A 15,347-nucleotide genomic window follows, 5' to 3' on the forward strand; every position below is an offset into this window, starting at 1 on the left:
CCCGGGAGGTCACGCCTTGAGCGCCGCCACCGCCGCGCGCGCGAGTTCGTCCACGTACCCCTTGGGCAGGGGCGTGCGGACGACGACGAGGCGCCAGTAGAGCGGGCCGACGGCCAGGTCGAGGGCCTTGGCCGGGTCGGTGCCCTCGGGGAGTTCGCCGCGGGCGACGGCCTCGCGGACGACCTGGGTCATGACGCCCTGCTGCCCGTCGAGGAGCACGGCCTTGACGGTCTCGGCGATCTCGGGGTGGCGGGCGGCCTCGACGAGCAGGTCCGGGATGACCTGGGAGGCGACCGGGTGGCGCAGGGCGTGCGCGGCCACTTCGAGGAGGGCGCGCACGTCCCCGTGGAGGGAGCCGCTGGCGGGTGCCGGGAGGCCCTGGGCGGCGAAGGCGCCGACGAGGTCGAGGACGAGGGAGAGCTTGGACTTCCAGCGCCGGTAGACGGCGGTCTTGCCGACGCCCGCGCGGCGCGCGATGCCCTCGATGGACATCCGGGCGTAGCCGACGGCCGCGAGCTCCTCGAAGACGGCGGCGCGGATGGCCTCGGTCACGTCCTCGCGGAGTACGGCGGCGCCGGCGGGGGCGCGGCGGGGGGTCGGGGCGGTCATGAACGGCATCCTAACCAACGGCGATATCCCGGGGGCGTTACGACGATACGGTTGCGTTCCGTCGTCGGAGCGTCCTAACCTCACCGTAGCGACGATACGGATCCGTTCCGTCGCCGACGGCCTCACGCGCCCCGCCCCCCTCGTCGAAAGCGCCCGCCCGTGACCACGACCCTGGCCCCACCCGTACGACAGACGCCCGCCCCGGCCGCCCCCGCGGAGGACCTCGCCGCCCTCGCCCGCCGCCACGGCCTGAGCGTCAGCGGCGCCCGCCCCTCGCTCCCCTCCTACGTGCGGCAGCTCTGGTCCCGCCGCGACTTCATCACCGCCTTCGCGACCGCCCGCCTCACCGCCCAGTTCAGCCAGGCGCGCCTCGGCCAGGTCTGGCAGGTGATGACCCCGCTCCTCAACGCGGCCGTGTACTACCTGATCTTCGGCGTGCTGATGAACGCGAAGAGCGGCGTGCCCGACTACGTGCCCTTCCTGGTGACCGGCATCTTCGTGTGGACCTTCACCGCCAACACGATCCAGGCCGGCACCCGGGCGATCAGCGGCAACCTGGGCCTCGTCCGCGCCCTGCACTTCCCGCGCGCGAGCCTGCCGATCTCGCTCGCCTTCCAGCAGCTCCAGCAGCTGCTGTTCTCGCTCGGCGTGCTCGCCGTGCTCCTGGCCTGCTTCGGCGAGTTCCCCACCTGGAGCTGGCTGCTCGCCGTCCCCGCGCTGTTCCTGCAGACGCTGTTCAACACGGGCGTGTCGCTCGTCCTGGCCCGGCTCGCGGCCCGTACCCCCGACATCAGCCAGCTGATGCCGTTCGTGCTCCGCACCTGGATGTACGCCTCGGGCGCGATGTGGTCGATCCAGAACCTGGCCACCAGCGGCCGCTTCCCGGCGGCCGTGGTCCTCGCGCTCCAGTGCAACCCGGCGGCGGTCTACATCGACCTCATGCGCTTCGCCCTGATCGGGAGCTTCACCGGGGAGCAGCTCCCGCCGCACGTGTGGGCGCTCGCCGCGGGCTGGGCCCTGCTGGCCTTCGGGGGCGGTTTCGTCTGGTTCTGGAAGGCGGAGGAGACGTACGGCCGTGGCTGAGCCCCCGAAGACGCCGACCGTCGTGGCCGACGGCGTCCACATCACGTACACCGTCCACGGCGGGCGCCCCGGCGGCCGGGGCGGCGCCGCCGCGCTCGGCCGGATGCTGCGCCGCGGCACGGCTCCGGCCGGCCGCCGGGTCCACGCCGTGAAGGGCGTCAGCTTCGTCGCGCACCGGGGCGAGGCGATTGGCCTGATCGGTTCGAACGGATCCGGGAAATCCACCCTCCTGAAGGCCGTCGCGGGCCTCCAGCCCGTGGACCGGGGGCGGATCTACACCCAGGGACAACCCTCCCTCCTCGGCGTGAACGCGGCCCTGATGAACGACCTGACCGGCGAGCGGAACGTGATCCTGGGCGGTCTCGCGATGGGCATGAGCCGCGCGGAGGTCCGGGAGCGCTACGACGGGATCGTCGACTTCTCCGGCATCAACGAGAAGGACGACGCGATCTCCCGCCCGATGCGGACCTACTCCTCCGGGATGGGCGCGCGGCTGCGCTTCTCCATCGCCGCCGCGAAGAGCCACGACGTGCTCCTCATCGACGAGGCCCTGTCGACCGGCGACGCGCGTTTCCGCCGCCGCAGCCAGGAGCGGATCGACGAGCTGCGGGCGGAGGCCGGGACGGTCTTCCTCGTCAGCCACTCGAACTCCACGATCACGGAGACCTGCGACCGGGCGCTGTGGCTGGAGGCGGGGACGCTGCGGATGGACGGGCCGGCGAAGGAGGTCGTGGCGGCATACGAGGAGTTCACGGCCGGGCCGCGAGCGAAGGAGACGAGCAAACCGGACATCGCGGTCTAAAGTGCGGTGGGATGACGAACGATCACCCTGAGTCGCCGCCCCGCTCCGGAAGCGAAGCCCGGCCCCGCCCCGGAAGCGAAACCCGCTCCCGCTCCGGAGACGGGCCCCCGGCCCCGCCCCGCCCCGGAGACGGACCCCCGGCCGCACCCCGCTCCGCGAGCGAACCCCCCACCCTCACCAAGTCCCCCTTCGACTCGGAGACCTTCACCTCCGCCACCTTCGTCACCGTCGGCCGCGGCCCCGACCTCGCCCTCGCCGCCGTCTGGATCCTCGCGCGGGCCGGCATGCTCCTGCTGCTCGTCCGCGACGACCTCGGCATCGGCGGGGTGGGCCGCGAGGTGGGCCTCTACCAGTACTGGTACGGGCAGTTCGCCGCCGGCACCTTCCCGCCCGGCGACGCCATGTGGCAGTACCCGCCCGGCGCGGGGCTCGTGGTCATGGCGCCGGGCCTCCTCCTCCCCTGGCTCACCTACTTCAAGGCCTTCGTCGCCCTCACCCTCCTCGCCGACGCCGTCGTCACGCTCGCCCTCGCCCGCGCCGACAGCGCCCGCCTCACCCACGGCGCCTGGATCTGGGTCTGCGGCCTCCCCCTCCTCCTCCATCTGCCGCTCGCCCGGTACGACGTGCAGACCACCGCCCTCGCCGTGCTCGCCCTGCTCGCCCTCGGCGCCCGCCCCGCCGCCGCCCACCGGCTCGGCGGCGCGCTCGCCGGGATCGGCGCCCTGGTCAAGGTGTGGCCCGCGCTCGCCCTGATCGGCACGCCCCGGGGCCGTACCACCCGGGAGGCCTGGACCGCCGCCGCCGTCACCGCCCTCGTCCTCCTCGCCGCCCTGGCGCTGTTCTTCTCCGAGTCGCTGGGCTTCCTGCGCCAGCAGGGCAGCCGCGGCATCCAGATCGAGTCCCTCGGCGGCACGGCCCTCGCCGTGGCCCGCGCCACCGGCGCCTGGTCGGGCGGGGTCGGCTTCCGCTACGGGGCCTTCGAGTACGTCGGCCCGTACGTCTCCACCCTCGGGCACCTCGCCCTGCTGCTCACCGTCCTCGCCTTCGGCTGGCTGCTCCTGTGGCGCCTCCAGGCCCGCCGCTGGACCCCCGCCACCCCGCTCGACGCGGCCCTCGCCGCCGTCCTGCTCTTCACCGTCACCAGCCGGGTGATCAGCCCCCAGTACATGATCTGGCTGATCGGCCTCGCCGCCGTCTGCCTGACCTCCCGCGACACCGTGATGCGCCCGGTCGCCCTGCTGCTCCTCCCGGCGGCCGCCCTCAGCTCCCTCGCGTACCCCGTCCTCTACGCGGACGTGGTGGACGGCACCCCCGTCGGCCTGGCCGTCATGGTGCTCCGCAACGGTCTGCTCCTCGCGGCGGCCCTGCTCGCCGCCCGCCGCCTGTGGACCTCGACCGCGGCACCCGACGCGGAATGAGGAAGGGCCCCGACCGGAACACCGGCGGGGCCCTTCCTCATGCACGGATCAGCTGTGCGAGCGCAGCAGCGTCCGCATCGTCCGCATCGCCACCGACAGGTTCGCCAGGTCGAAGGTGTCCGAGCCCTGGATCTCCTCCAGGGTCGTCCGCGCGCGGCCCAGGATCGCCGCGTTCTTCTCCTCCCACTCCTTGAACCGCTCCTCGGGGCTGGTCGTGCCGTTGCCGACCGTCAGCACGTCGGCGGTCAGCGCCGCGTGCGCCGCGAAGAGGTCCTCACGGATCGAGGCACGGGCCATCGACTGCCACCGGTCGCTGCGCGGCAGCTCGATGATCCGGTCCATCAGGTCGGTGATCCGCAGCCGGTCGGCCAGGTCGTAGTAGACCTCGGCGACCGCCAGCGGTTCCTTGCCCATCCGGTCCGCGATCGCGACGACGTCGAGGATCGGGAAGGCGGAGGAGAAGCCGGCGACGCGCAGCGCGAGCTCCTCCGGCACGCCGACCTCGGTCAGCTCGTCCAGGATCGACCGGTACCACTCCAGGTCCGCGCCGCGCAGCAGCTGCGGCAGCTGCGCCCAGACCTCCTCGACGCGCTCGGCGAAGAACTCGATGGTCTCGCTGAGCTGGAGCGGCTGCGGCCGGTTGTTGAGCAGCCAGCGGGTGCCGCGCTCGACGAGCCGGCGGGAGTGCAGCCGCATCCGGGTCTGGACGTCGGCCGGCACCACGTTGTCGAGGGCCTCGACGGCGTCCCAGACCTGGCCGAGGCGGAAGACGACCCGGGCGGCGGTCTGCGCGCGGACGATCTCCTCGATCGACGCGCCGGTCTCCTCGCGGAGGCGGTGCAGGAAGGTCGAGCCACCGGTGTTGACGGTGTCGTTGACCAGGACCGTCGTGATGATCTCGCGGCGCAGGGCGTGGTTGTCGACGGCCTCGGTGAACTTCTCGCGCAGCAGCGTCGGGAAGTACGCGTGGAGCAGGCCGCGCAGGTACGGGTCGTCCGGCAGCTCCGTGCCGATCAGCTCGTCGGCCACCGTGATCTTGGTGTACGCGAGGAGGACGGCGAGCTCGGGCTGGCTCAGGCCCCGGCCGTTGTTGAGGAGTTCGCGGATCTGCCGGTCGTTGGGCAGGAACTCCAGCTGGCGGTCGAGGGCCCCGTCACGGCCCAGGCGGCGCATGAAGCGCTGGTGGGCGTGGAGCAGGGACGGCGACTGGGCGACGGCGTTGGCCAGGGCGGTGTTCTGCGCGTAGTTGTTGCGCAGGACGAGCCGGCCGACCTCGTCCGTCATCTCCGCGAGGATCTTGTTGCGCTGCTTGACGGTCATGTCGCCCTCGGCGACGAGCCCGTTGAGCAGGATCTTGATGTTGACCTCGTGGTCGGAGGTGTCGACGCCGGCGCTGTTGTCGATGGCGTCGGTGTTGACCTTGCCGCCCTGGCCCTCGGGACCGCCGGAGCGGGCGAACTCGATGCGGCCCAGCTGGGTCGCGCCGAGGTTGCCGCCCTCGCCGATGACCTGGGCGCGGACGTCCTGGCCGTCGACGCGGATGGCGTCGTTGGCCTTGTCGCCGACGTCGGCGTTGGACTCGGCCGAGGACTTCACGTACGTGCCGATGCCGCCGTTCCAGAGCAGGTCGACGGGCGCCTGCAGGATCGACTTCATCAGCTCGGCCGGGGTCATCTTGGTGACGCCGTCCTCGATGCCGAGGGCGGCCCGCATCTGCGCGTTGACCGGGATGGACTTGGCGCTGCGGGGGTGGACGCCGCCGCCCGCCGAGAGCAGCGAGGTGTCGTAGTCCGCCCACGAGGAACGCGGCAGGTCGAAGAGCCGGCGGCGCTCGGCGTACGAGACGGCCGCGTCCGGGTTCGGGTCGATGAAGATGTGGCGGTGGTCGAAGGCGGCGACCAGGCGGATGTGCTCGGAGAGCAGCATGCCGTTGCCGAAGACGTCGCCGGACATGTCGCCGACGCCGACGACGGTGAAGTCCTCGGTCTGGGTGTCGTGGCCCAGCTCGCGGAAGTGCCGCTTGACGGACTCCCAGGCGCCGCGGGCGGTGATGCCCATGCCCTTGTGGTCGTAGCCGGCGGAGCCGCCGGAGGCGAAGGCGTCGCCGAGCCAGAAGCCGTACGACTCCGCGACCCCGTTGGCGATGTCGGAGAAGGTCGCGGTGCCCTTGTCGGCGGCGACCACCAGGTACGTGTCGTCCTCGTCGTGGCGGACCACGTCGACCGGCGGCACGACCTCGCCCGCGACCAGGTTGTCGGTGATGTCGAGGAGCGCCGAGATGAAGGTCTTGTACGAGGCGATGCCCTCGGCCAGCCAGGCGTCCCGGTCCACGGACGGGTCCGGGAGCTGCTTGGCGACAAAGCCGCCCTTGGCGCCGACCGGCACGATGACGGTGTTCTTCACCATCTGCGCCTTGACCAGGCCGAGGATCTCCGTACGGAAGTCCTCGCGGCGGTCGGACCAGCGCAGACCGCCTCGGGCGACCTTGCCGAAGCGCAGGTGGACGCCCTCGACGCGCGGGGAGTACACCCAGATCTCGAAGGCCGGGCGCGGCGCCGGCAGGTCCGGGATGGCCTGCGGGTCGAACTTCATCGACACGTAGGAGTGCGGCTCGCCGTCCGCCGCCGTCTGGAAGAAGTTCGTCCGCAGCGTCGCCTTGATGACGGTGAGGAAGGACCGCAGGATCCGGTCCTCGTCCAGGCTCGCGACCTGGTCGAGGGCGCCGTCCAGCTCCTCCAGGATGCCGTCGATCAGCTCGGTGCCGGCGCGCTGGCGCTCCGGCGCCATCCGGGCCTCGAAGAGGGAGACGAGCAGCCGGGTGGTGTGGACGTTGTCGCGGAGGGTGTCCTCCATGTAGTCCTGGCTGAAGGTCGCCCCGGCCTGGCGCAGGTACTTGGCGTAGGCGCGCAGCACCATCGCCTCGCGCCAGGTGAGCCCGGCGGAGAGGACGAGCGAGTTGAAGTTGTCGTTCTCGGCCTGGCCGGTCCAGGTGGCGGCGAAGGCCTCCTGGAAGCGCTCGCGGGCGTCGTCGCCGAGGTAGTCGCCGCCGTTGCCGGAGGCGGCCGGCATCCGCAGGCCGAAGTCGTAGATCCAGGCGTGGGTGCGGTCGGCGCAGCGCAGCTCGTACGGACGCTCGTCGGTGACCTCGACGCCGAGCCGGTTGAGGACCGGCAGGACGGCGGAGAGGGAGATCTGGTCGCCCGTCTTGTAGATCTTGAAGCGGCGCTCGCCGGGACCGGCGGCGACCGGCTCGTAGAGGGAGAGCGCGAAGTCCTTGCCGCTGGCGGCGAGGTTCTCCATGCGGACCAGGTCGGCGACGGCGGCGCGCGGCGAGTGGTCGGCCTTGTAGCCCTCGGAGAAGGCGTTGCCGTAGCGGCGGAGCAGCTCGGCGGCGCGCTCCTCGCCGAACTCGGCGTTCAGCGCCTCGCCGAAGCCGTCGGACCAGGAGCGGGCGGCCTCGACGAGCCGGGTCTCGATGCGGTCGACGTCGGCGTCGGTGAGCTTCGCCAGCTCGGTGCCGGGCTTGACGCGGACGACGAAGTGCAGCCGGGAGAGGATCGACTCGGTGTTCCAGGCGGTGAAGTCGACGCTGGTGCCGTCGAGCTCCTCCTTCAGGATGTCGATGATCCGCAGCCGGACGCGGGTCGTGTAGCGGTCGCGCGGCAGGTAGACGAGGGCCGAGTAGTAGCGGCCGTACTCGTCCTGGCGCAGGTAGAGCCGCAGCCGGCGCCGCTCCTGCAGGTACAGGACGCTGGTGACGATGGACTGCAGCTGGTCGGCCGGGGTCTGGAAGAGCTCGTCGCGCGGGTAGGTCTCCAGGATCTGGAGCAGGTCGCGGCCGTCGTGGCTGTTCGGCGAGAAGCCTGCGCCCTCCAGGACCTCCTGGACCTTGCGCTTGACGACGGGGACCCGGCGGACGGACTCGGTGTAGGCGGCGGACGAGAAGAGGCCGAGGAAGCGGCGCTCGCCGATGACGTTGCCCTGGGCGTCGAACTTCTTCACGCCGATGTAGTCGAGGTACGAGGGGCGGTGCACGGTCGCCCGGCTGTTGGCCTTCGTCAGGATCAGCAGCTTGTGCTCGCGCGCCTTGGCGCGGGCGTCGGCGGGCAGCCGGCTGAAGGAGGGCGAGACGGGGTGGGCGTGGTGGCCCTGGTCGTCGGCGCCGTGCTGCGGGTCGGAGCGCAGGATGCCGAGGCCGGTGCCGGGCACGGCGGACAGGGCGTCGCCGTCGACCAGCTCGTACTCGCGGTAGCCGAGGAAGGTGAAGTGGTCGTCGGCGAGCCAGCGCAGCAGCTCCTGGGCCTCTTCGACCTCGGTGGGCCGCAGGTCGGAGGCGGTGGGCTCGGCCGGGAGGCCGTCGGCGATGCGCAGGGCGGCGTCGCGCATCTTGTCCCAGTCCTCGACCGTCTCGCGGACGTCGGACAGGACGCGCAGCAGGTCGTTGGTGATCTGCTTGAGGTCGGCCTTGTCGGTCTCGCGGTCGATCTCGACGTGGATCCAGGACTCGGTGAGCGCGTCGTGCGGCAGCTCGCCGTGGATCTGGGCCGACAGGACCTCGATGAGCTTGCCGGTCACGTCACGGCGGACGAGGACCTGCGGGTGGATCACGACGTGGATGCCGCGGCCCTGGCGGGACAGCTCGTTGGTGACCGAGTCGACGAGGAAGGGCATGTCGTCGGTGACGACCTCGACGACGGAGTGGCTGCTGGTCCAGCCGTTCTCCTCCACCGTCGGGGTGTGGACGCGCACGTTCGCGGTGCCCTGCGGGCGGTTCTCCGCGAGCCGGTAGTGAGAGAGCGCGGCACCGAACACGTCGACCGGGTCGCGGTCGGCGAGGTCCTCGGGCGCGGTGTGCAGGTAGTAGCGCTGGAGGTAGTCGAGCACGGTGTCCTGGTCCGGTCGCGTCTCCGCGCCCTCCGGGCCCGTGGGAAGTCGCCCCCCGACAGGGCTGTGCTCAGCTACCCGAGCGGCCCTCTCGAGCAGCTCGGCCTTTGCTTCGTCCAGCTTGGTCTGCATGTCCTCTGACTCCTGGTCGCGCGCCGTTGCGTGACGTCGGTGGAAGGAAGGGCACGACTCGCCTCGACGCGGTGATTCCGGTCGAAGTCGACGTTATGCCCGGATGAGAGATGCCCGGGTCGTTATCGGCCACGAAGAGCGGCGCGCCCGGGCGGAGAGGATCGGCGAACGCACGGTCGGCCCGGCCGCTGTCGCGGACCGGGCGGCAGCCGGGGGCTTCGCTGCCCCCACGGCGTATCGCGCTGATCACGGCAAAAGCCTATCGCTCATGACCCCCGAACCGTCATGAGCCGTATGCGTACAAAAGAGCGGGGGAAGTTTGACGATATGGACAGCGACACGCGTCCTCTTGGCAAACCACCCCGCCGGGGGCAGCGTGTGCGCGAGCATGGGCACAGCACGACAGACCGACCATCCGTGATCTGGGAGAGCCATGGCGAAGATCCTGATCGTGACCGGGGACGCTGCGGAGTCGCTGGAGGTGATGTACCCCTACCAGCGCCTCCTCGAGGAGGGCTACGAGGTCGACATCGCCGCCCCCGCCCGCAAGCAGCTCCGCTTCGTCGTCCACGACTTCGAGCCCGGGTACGACACGTACACGGAGAAGCCGGGCTACACCTGGCCCGCCGACCTCGCCTTCTCGGAGGTCGACCCGGGCGATTACGTGGCGGTGGTGATCCCGGGCGGCCGGGCTCCGGAGTACCTGCGCAACGATCCGGAGCTCCGCAAGATCCTCAAGGCCTTCTTCGACTCCGACAAGCCGGTGGCCCAGATCTGCCACGGCCCGCTCCTGACGGCCGCGGTCGGCAGCCTGGAGGGCCGCCGCGTCACGGCCTACCCGGCCCTGGAACTCGACATGCAGACGGCCGGGGCGACGTTCCAGGACAGCGCGGCCGTGGTCGACGGCCTCCTGGTCTCCTCCCGGGCCTGGCCGGACCACCCCACCTGGATGCGCGAATTCCTGAAGATCCTCCGCACGAAGGGCTGACACCCCCGACCCCGACGACTCGCGGGCACGCCCACCGAGCCCTGCCCGGTGTTTGTGGGCGAGCCCCCGCCGAGCCCTGCCCGGTGGTTCGCGGGCACGCCCGCCGAGCCTGGCCACGGTGGTTTGTGGGCATGCGTTCCGCCGGGGCGGAACGGGTGGGCACAAACCACCCACCGGGTCGCACCCGACCGACCCTCGCCCGCCCACCACCGGGCAGAAACCGCTCGCGGGGCGCAGCCCCAGAAGCCCCGCCCCGCAGGGGCAAGGCCCACAGGGACAAGGCCCACAGAGGCAGGGCCCGCAGGGGCAAGGCCCCTAGACCAGCTCCTCCGCGACAGCGACCGCCTCCTCCAGGGAGTCCACCACCGGCACCCCCACCCGCGCCAGCGAAGCCCGACTGTGCGACCCCCCGGTGTAAAGCACCGCCCGCGCCCCCACATGCGCCGCCGCCACCGCGTCATCAGCCGCGTCCCCGATGACGACGACACGCTCGGCCGGGACGGCAAGCGCGGCCAGATGCCGCACCATGTGCCCGGACTTCCCGTCGGTCGAGGTGTCGGGCCGCCCGTCCACACGGACGAACCGCTCCGCGATCCCGTACCGCCGCACGAGAGGCACGAGATCCGCGTGCGGCGCGAGCGACAACAGCGACTGCGTGGCCCCGGCCGCCTGCCGCGCCGCGAGCAGCTCCGCCGCCCCGGCGGTGAGCCCGCACGCCTCGGCGCGCACCCAGTAGTGCCGGTGGAAGGCCCCGTCCATGACGGTCCACTCCTCGTCCGTCGGCAGCCGCCCCATCAGCCGCTCGTAGAACTTCGGCACCGGCACCGTGTACAGCTCGCGGTACCGCTCCAGCGTGATGGACGCGAGCCCGAGCTCGGCGAAGGCCGCGTTCGTCGCGCCGATCACCGCGTCGATGTCGTCGAGCAGCGTGCCGTTCCAGTCCCAGACCAGGTGTTTTCCGTGCTTCCCCATGGAGAGACGGTACCCGGCCCCACCGACACGGCCGACGGACGGGCGTCAGCCCAGCAGCGCGGGGATCTCCTGCACGCCGAACCACAGCAGTTCGTGGTCCTCGGCCCCGTCCACGACGAACTGGGCGTCGTCGTCGCCCTGGTCCGCCGCGCCCAGCGCGCCCGCCGCCGCCGTGACGTCCGCCTCGGCGTCGTCCGCGTCGGCGTGCACGGCCGCGGCCTTGGCCAGCGGCACGGCTCCGGCGATGCGGACCTCGCCGATGGAGCCGCCGTCGAGCCCGCGGTCGGGGTCGACGGTCGCGTCCTTGTCGGCCACGTCGACGGCGACGACGATCCGGCGTCGGGGCGCCTCGGGGTCGCCGGCGAGGAGCCGCAGGGAGGCGGAGGCGGCCCGGTTGAGCGCCGCGTACTCCAGCTCCTCGATGTCGTCGGAGACGTACCACTCGCGCAGCGCGGGGGTGACGGCGTAGGCGGTCAGGGGGCCGGGGCCCAGCTCGCCCGTCTTGTGCGCCTGTGCGAGACCGGGGAGGGTCAGGGGGATGTAGACGCGCATGGCAGGCCGCTTTCGTAGACGGAGAGGCCCTCAGGATACGTGCGGAGTCCCCCTTCGGGGTGGCGGGCCCGGATCCTCGCCCGTCCACCGCGGAGGGCCGTCCGCCGAGGCGCCGGAGAGCCGATTTCCGACCGCGTCACCCTGATAGGTGATCCGTTTCCGGGACCGCGCCGCCGCGGCGGCGTCCTTGCGGGACCCCGGAGTCCGGCCGTACAAGATCCCCAACGGAAGTTACCGACTGGTATCACTCGGTTACGCAGCGACAGGGGACCGCCATGAACACCACGCTCACCGCCACGCCCTCCCCGCTCCCCCGCCCCCGCACGGCCCCCGGCGGCCCGGCCGGCACGCGCCCGCGCGGTTCCGCCGGATCCCGGCCGCGCGGCGCCGCCGGATCCCGCCCCCGTACGCCCGCGCAGGGCGGCCCCTCCCGCACCGCACCCCGGGCGCTTCCCTCGCACACCGTCTTCGCCGAGCGCCTGCTCGCCGTGCTGAGCGGGGAGCGGCCCGTCCACTGGATGCTCGGCCACACCGTCGGCGTCGCGTACGAGCAGCTCGTCCGGCTCGCCCCCGAGACCCCCCTGCGCTCGCTCGGCCCCCGTCCGGTCCTGCGCCGCTGCTCGGTCCAGGTGCACTCCCCGCAGGCCGTCGTCGAGGCCTTCGCGACGATCGCCACCGGCGCCCGGGTACGGGCCATGGCGTTCCGTCTGGAACGCGGCGAGGACCAGCGCTGGCGCTGCGCGGCCGTGGAACTGGACGGCCTCGGCCTGACGCCCCGACACGCCTGACGAAGACCACCGGCGCACACCCCCCGGAACCCCGTCGGCGCGCCCACCGAAGCCCCACCTGCACACCCGTCGGAACCCCGTCGGCACGCCCGCCGAAAGCACCCCGCCCATGACAAAGGGGCCGATCGCCACCAGGCGACCGACCCCTCCCGTCACATCACTTCAGACGCGTCACTTCTTGCGGCGACGCCCGCCGCCCGCGTTCTTCTGCGCCTTGCGACGCTCGGCCCGGGTCATCCCGTCGCCCTCCACGTCGTCGGAGGCGAAGTCGCCCTCGATGACACCGCCCTCCCCGTCCACGGTGGGCGCGGAGAAGTGCAGCCGGTCCGGCCGCTGCGGGGCGTCGAGCCCCTTGGCGCGGATCTCCGGACGCCCGGCACCGGCCACGGTGCCACGAGCCGCTGCCGCGGCGGGCGCGTCCTCCTTGGCGAGCGAGGGAGCGGACGCCTGCACCGGGACCTCCTCGACCTGCTGCTCGACCTGGACCTCCAGGTTGAACAGGTAGCCGACGGACTCCTCCTTGATGCCCTCCATCATGGCGGTGAACATGTCGAAGCCCTCGCGCTGGTACTCGACCAGCGGGTCCTTCTGCGCCATGGCGCGCAGGCCGATGCCCTCCTGGAGGTAGTCCATCTCGTAGAGGTGCTCGCGCCACTTGCGGTCGAGGACGGAGAGGACCACGCGCCGCTCCAGCTCGCGCATGATGTCCGAGCCGAGCTGCTTCTCGCGCGCCTCGTACTGCTCGTGGATGTCGTCCTTGATGGACTCGGCGATGAACTCGGCGGTGATGCCCGCCCGGTCCCCGGCCGCGTCCTCCAGCTCCTCCACGGTGACCTTCACCGGGTAGAGCTGCCTGAAGGCGTTCCACAGACGGTCGAGGTCCCACTCCTCCGCGAAGCCCTCGGCGGTCTCCTGGCGGATGTAGTCGTCGATCGTGTCGTCCATGAAGTGCTTGATCTGCTCGTGCAGGTCCTCGCCCTCCAGGACGCGGCGGCGCTCGCCGTAGATGACCTCGCGCTGCCGGTTGAGGACCTCGTCGTACTTCAGGACGTTCTTGCGCGTCTCGAAGTTCTGGGTCTCGACCTGGGACTGGGCGGAGGCGATGGCGCGGGTGACCATCTTGTTCTCGATCGGCACGTCGTCCGGCACGTTGGCCATGGCCATCACGCGCTCGACCATCTGCGCCTTGAAGAGGCGCATCAGGTCGTCGCCGAGCGAGAGGTAGAAGCGGGACTCGCCGGGGTCGCCCTGACGGCCGGAGCGACCGCGCAGCTGGTTGTCGATACGGCGGGACTCGTGGCGCTCGGTACCGAGGACGTACAGCCCGCCGAGCTCCTTGACCTCCTCGAACTCCGCCTTCACGGCCTTCTCGGCGCGCTCCAGGGCCCCGGGCAGGGCCGCGGCCCACTCCTCGACGTGCTCGACCGGGTCCAGGCCCGCCTGGCGCAGCTCGGCCTCGGCGAGGTCGTCCGGGTTGCCGCCGAGCTTGATGTCCGTACCGCGGCCGGCCATGTTGGTGGCAACGGTGACGGCGCCGCGGCGACCGGCCTGGGCGACGATGCTGGCCTCGCGCTCGTGGTGCTTGGCGTTGAGGACCTCGTGCGGGATGCCGCGCTTGGCGAGCTGCTGCGAGAGGTACTCGGACTTCTCGACGGAGGTCGTGCCGACGAGGACCGGCTGGCCCTTCTCGTGCTTCTCCGCGATGTCGTCGACGACGGCGGCGAACTTGGCGACCTCGGTCCGGTAGATCAGGTCGGACTGGTCCTTGCGCTGCATCGGCTTGTTCGTCGGGATCGGGACGACGCCGAGCTTGTAGATCTGGTGGAACTCGGCCGCCTCGGTCATGGCCGTGCCGGTCATGCCGGAGAGCTTGTCGTAGAGGCGGAAGAAGTTCTGGAGGGTGATCGTGGCGAGCGTCTGGTTCTCGTCCTTGATCTGCACCCCCTCCTTCGCCTCGATCGCCTGGTGCATGCCCTCGTTGTAGCGGCGGCCGGCGAGGATACGGCCGGTGTGCTCGTCGACGATCATGACTTCGCCGTCCATGACGACGTAGTCCTTGTCCTTCTTGAACAGTTCCTTCGCCTTGATGGCGTTGTTCAGGTAACCGACGAGCGGCGTGTTCACCGACTCGTAGAGGTTGTCGATGCCCAGCCAGTCCTCGACCTTGGCGACGCCCGCCTCGTGGATGGCGACGGTGCGCTTCTTCTCGTCGACCTCGTAGTCGCCGGTCTCCTCGATGCCCTTGAGCGGGTTGCCGGGCTCGCCCTTGCTCAGTCGGGTGACCAGCTTGGCGAAGTCGCCGTACCACTTGGTCGCCTGGTCGGCCGGGCCGGAGATGATCAGCGGCGTACGGGCCTCGTCGACGAGGATGGAGTCGACCTCGTCGACGCAGGCGTAGTTGTGGCCGCGCTGGACGAGCTCGTCCTTGGACCACGCCATGTTGTCGCGCAGGTAGTCGAAGCCGAACTCGTTGTTCGTGCCGTACGTGATGTCGCAGTTGTACTGCTCGCGGCGCTGGGCCGGCGTCATGTTCGCCAGGATGCAGCCGACGGTCAGGCCGAGGAACTTGTGCACCCGGCCCATGAGCTCGGAGTCGCGCTCGGCCAGGTAGTCGTTGACCGTGATCAGGTGGACGCCCTTGCCGGAGAGCGCGTTGAGGTACGCCGGGAGGGTACCGACGAGGGTCTTGCCCTCACCGGTCTTCATCTCGGCGACGTAGCCGAGGTGGAGAGCGGCGCCGCCCATCAGCTGGACGTCGTAGTGGCGCTGGCCGAGGACGCGCTTGGCGGCCTCGCGGACGGTCGCGAAGGCCTCGGGCATCAGGTCGTCGAGGCTCTCGCCGTCGGCGTACCGCTGCTTGTACTCCTCGGTGAGCGCCCGCAGGTCGGCGTCGGAGAGGTTGACGAAGTCCTCTTCGATGGAGTTGACCTGGTCCGCGATGCGGTGCAGTTTGCGCAGGATCTTGCCTTCGCCTGCACGCATGAGCTTGTTGAAGACGGACACTGAGGCTGGTCTCCTTGCCGGTCGGGCCTGGCACTGGGTCTTGTGATGGACGCGAGCGCGGGCACGGCAGGTGGTCCCCACCGCAACGGCCATCGTAAGCGAGACCGCCCTCGCAC

10 protein-coding genes are annotated in these 15,347 nt (G+C 71.3%); 5 read left to right on the forward strand and 5 right to left on the reverse strand.

Translation table 11 applies throughout. From position 1 onward, the window contains the following. Positions 1-9 precede the first annotated feature (9 nt). Positions 10-609 carry a TetR/AcrR family transcriptional regulator gene (locus ACIGW4_RS29985; RefSeq protein WP_260174383.1) on the reverse strand — a complete coding sequence of 200 codons (600 nt, stop codon included), beginning with the start codon at positions 607-609 and terminating at the stop codon, positions 10-12. A 159-nt stretch (positions 610-768) separates the two neighbouring features. Between ACIGW4_RS29985 and ACIGW4_RS29990 the strand changes: the two genes are divergently transcribed. The 3 genes from ACIGW4_RS29990 to ACIGW4_RS30000 are packed head-to-tail and all read left to right on the forward strand — an operon-like array spanning position 769 to position 3,912. After that, positions 769-1,692: an ABC transporter permease gene (locus tag ACIGW4_RS29990; protein ID WP_399584058.1), complete on the forward strand. Its 924-nt coding sequence runs from the start codon at positions 769-771 to the stop codon at positions 1,690-1,692. Continuing rightward, positions 1,685-2,494 (forward strand): ABC transporter ATP-binding protein, encoded by an 810-nt coding sequence (locus ACIGW4_RS29995; protein WP_399584061.1) that lies wholly within the window; start codon positions 1,685-1,687, stop codon positions 2,492-2,494. The genes ACIGW4_RS29990 and ACIGW4_RS29995 overlap by 8 nt, the downstream gene beginning before the upstream one ends. An 11-nt stretch (positions 2,495-2,505) precedes the next feature. Then, positions 2,506-3,912, forward strand: coding sequence for a glycosyltransferase 87 family protein (locus ACIGW4_RS30000; protein WP_399584064.1), 1,407 nt, complete (start codon positions 2,506-2,508; stop codon positions 3,910-3,912). Between the two features lie 48 nt (positions 3,913-3,960). On the opposite strand, the gene ACIGW4_RS30005 is transcribed toward ACIGW4_RS30000, so the two are convergent. Beyond that, the gene (locus tag ACIGW4_RS30005) at positions 3,961-8,928 is read right to left on the reverse strand and encodes an NAD-glutamate dehydrogenase (protein ID WP_123452861.1); all 4,968 of its coding nucleotides are present in this window, start codon (positions 8,926-8,928) and stop codon (positions 3,961-3,963) included. Positions 8,929-9,361: 433 nt separating this feature from the next. On the opposite strand from ACIGW4_RS30005, the gene ACIGW4_RS30010 reads away from it, so the two are divergent. Continuing rightward, complete coding sequence (locus ACIGW4_RS30010; RefSeq protein ID WP_399584067.1) at positions 9,362-9,916, forward strand: DJ-1/PfpI family protein; 555 nt, start codon at positions 9,362-9,364, stop codon at positions 9,914-9,916. Between the two features lie 315 nt (positions 9,917-10,231). Here the strand turns inward: ACIGW4_RS30010 and ACIGW4_RS30015 are convergent, their stop codons facing one another. Continuing rightward, complete coding sequence (locus tag ACIGW4_RS30015; protein WP_123452863.1) at positions 10,232-10,888, reverse strand: HAD family hydrolase; 657 nt, start codon at positions 10,886-10,888, stop codon at positions 10,232-10,234. Positions 10,889-10,933: 45 nt separating this feature from the next. Next, complete coding sequence (locus ACIGW4_RS30020; protein WP_093875832.1) at positions 10,934-11,440, reverse strand: DUF6912 family protein; 507 nt, start codon at positions 11,438-11,440, stop codon at positions 10,934-10,936. Between the two features lie 275 nt (positions 11,441-11,715). Between ACIGW4_RS30020 and ACIGW4_RS30025 the strand changes: the two genes are divergently transcribed. Beyond that, positions 11,716-12,228: an Rv3235 family protein gene (locus tag ACIGW4_RS30025; RefSeq protein ID WP_399584071.1), complete on the forward strand. Its 513-nt coding sequence runs from the start codon at positions 11,716-11,718 to the stop codon at positions 12,226-12,228. A 171-nt stretch (positions 12,229-12,399) separates the two neighbouring features. Here ACIGW4_RS30025 and secA read toward each other — a convergent pair whose 3' ends face one another. Further along, positions 12,400-15,231 carry a preprotein translocase subunit SecA gene (secA, locus tag ACIGW4_RS30030; protein ID WP_123452867.1) on the reverse strand — a complete coding sequence of 944 codons (2,832 nt, stop codon included), beginning with the start codon at positions 15,229-15,231 and terminating at the stop codon, positions 12,400-12,402. Between the last annotated feature and the right edge of the window lie 116 nt (positions 15,232-15,347).

The organism is Streptomyces sp. NPDC053513, assembly GCF_044544765.1.
Taxonomy (GTDB): Bacteria; Actinomycetota; Actinomycetes; order Streptomycetales; family Streptomycetaceae; genus Streptomyces; species Streptomyces litmocidini.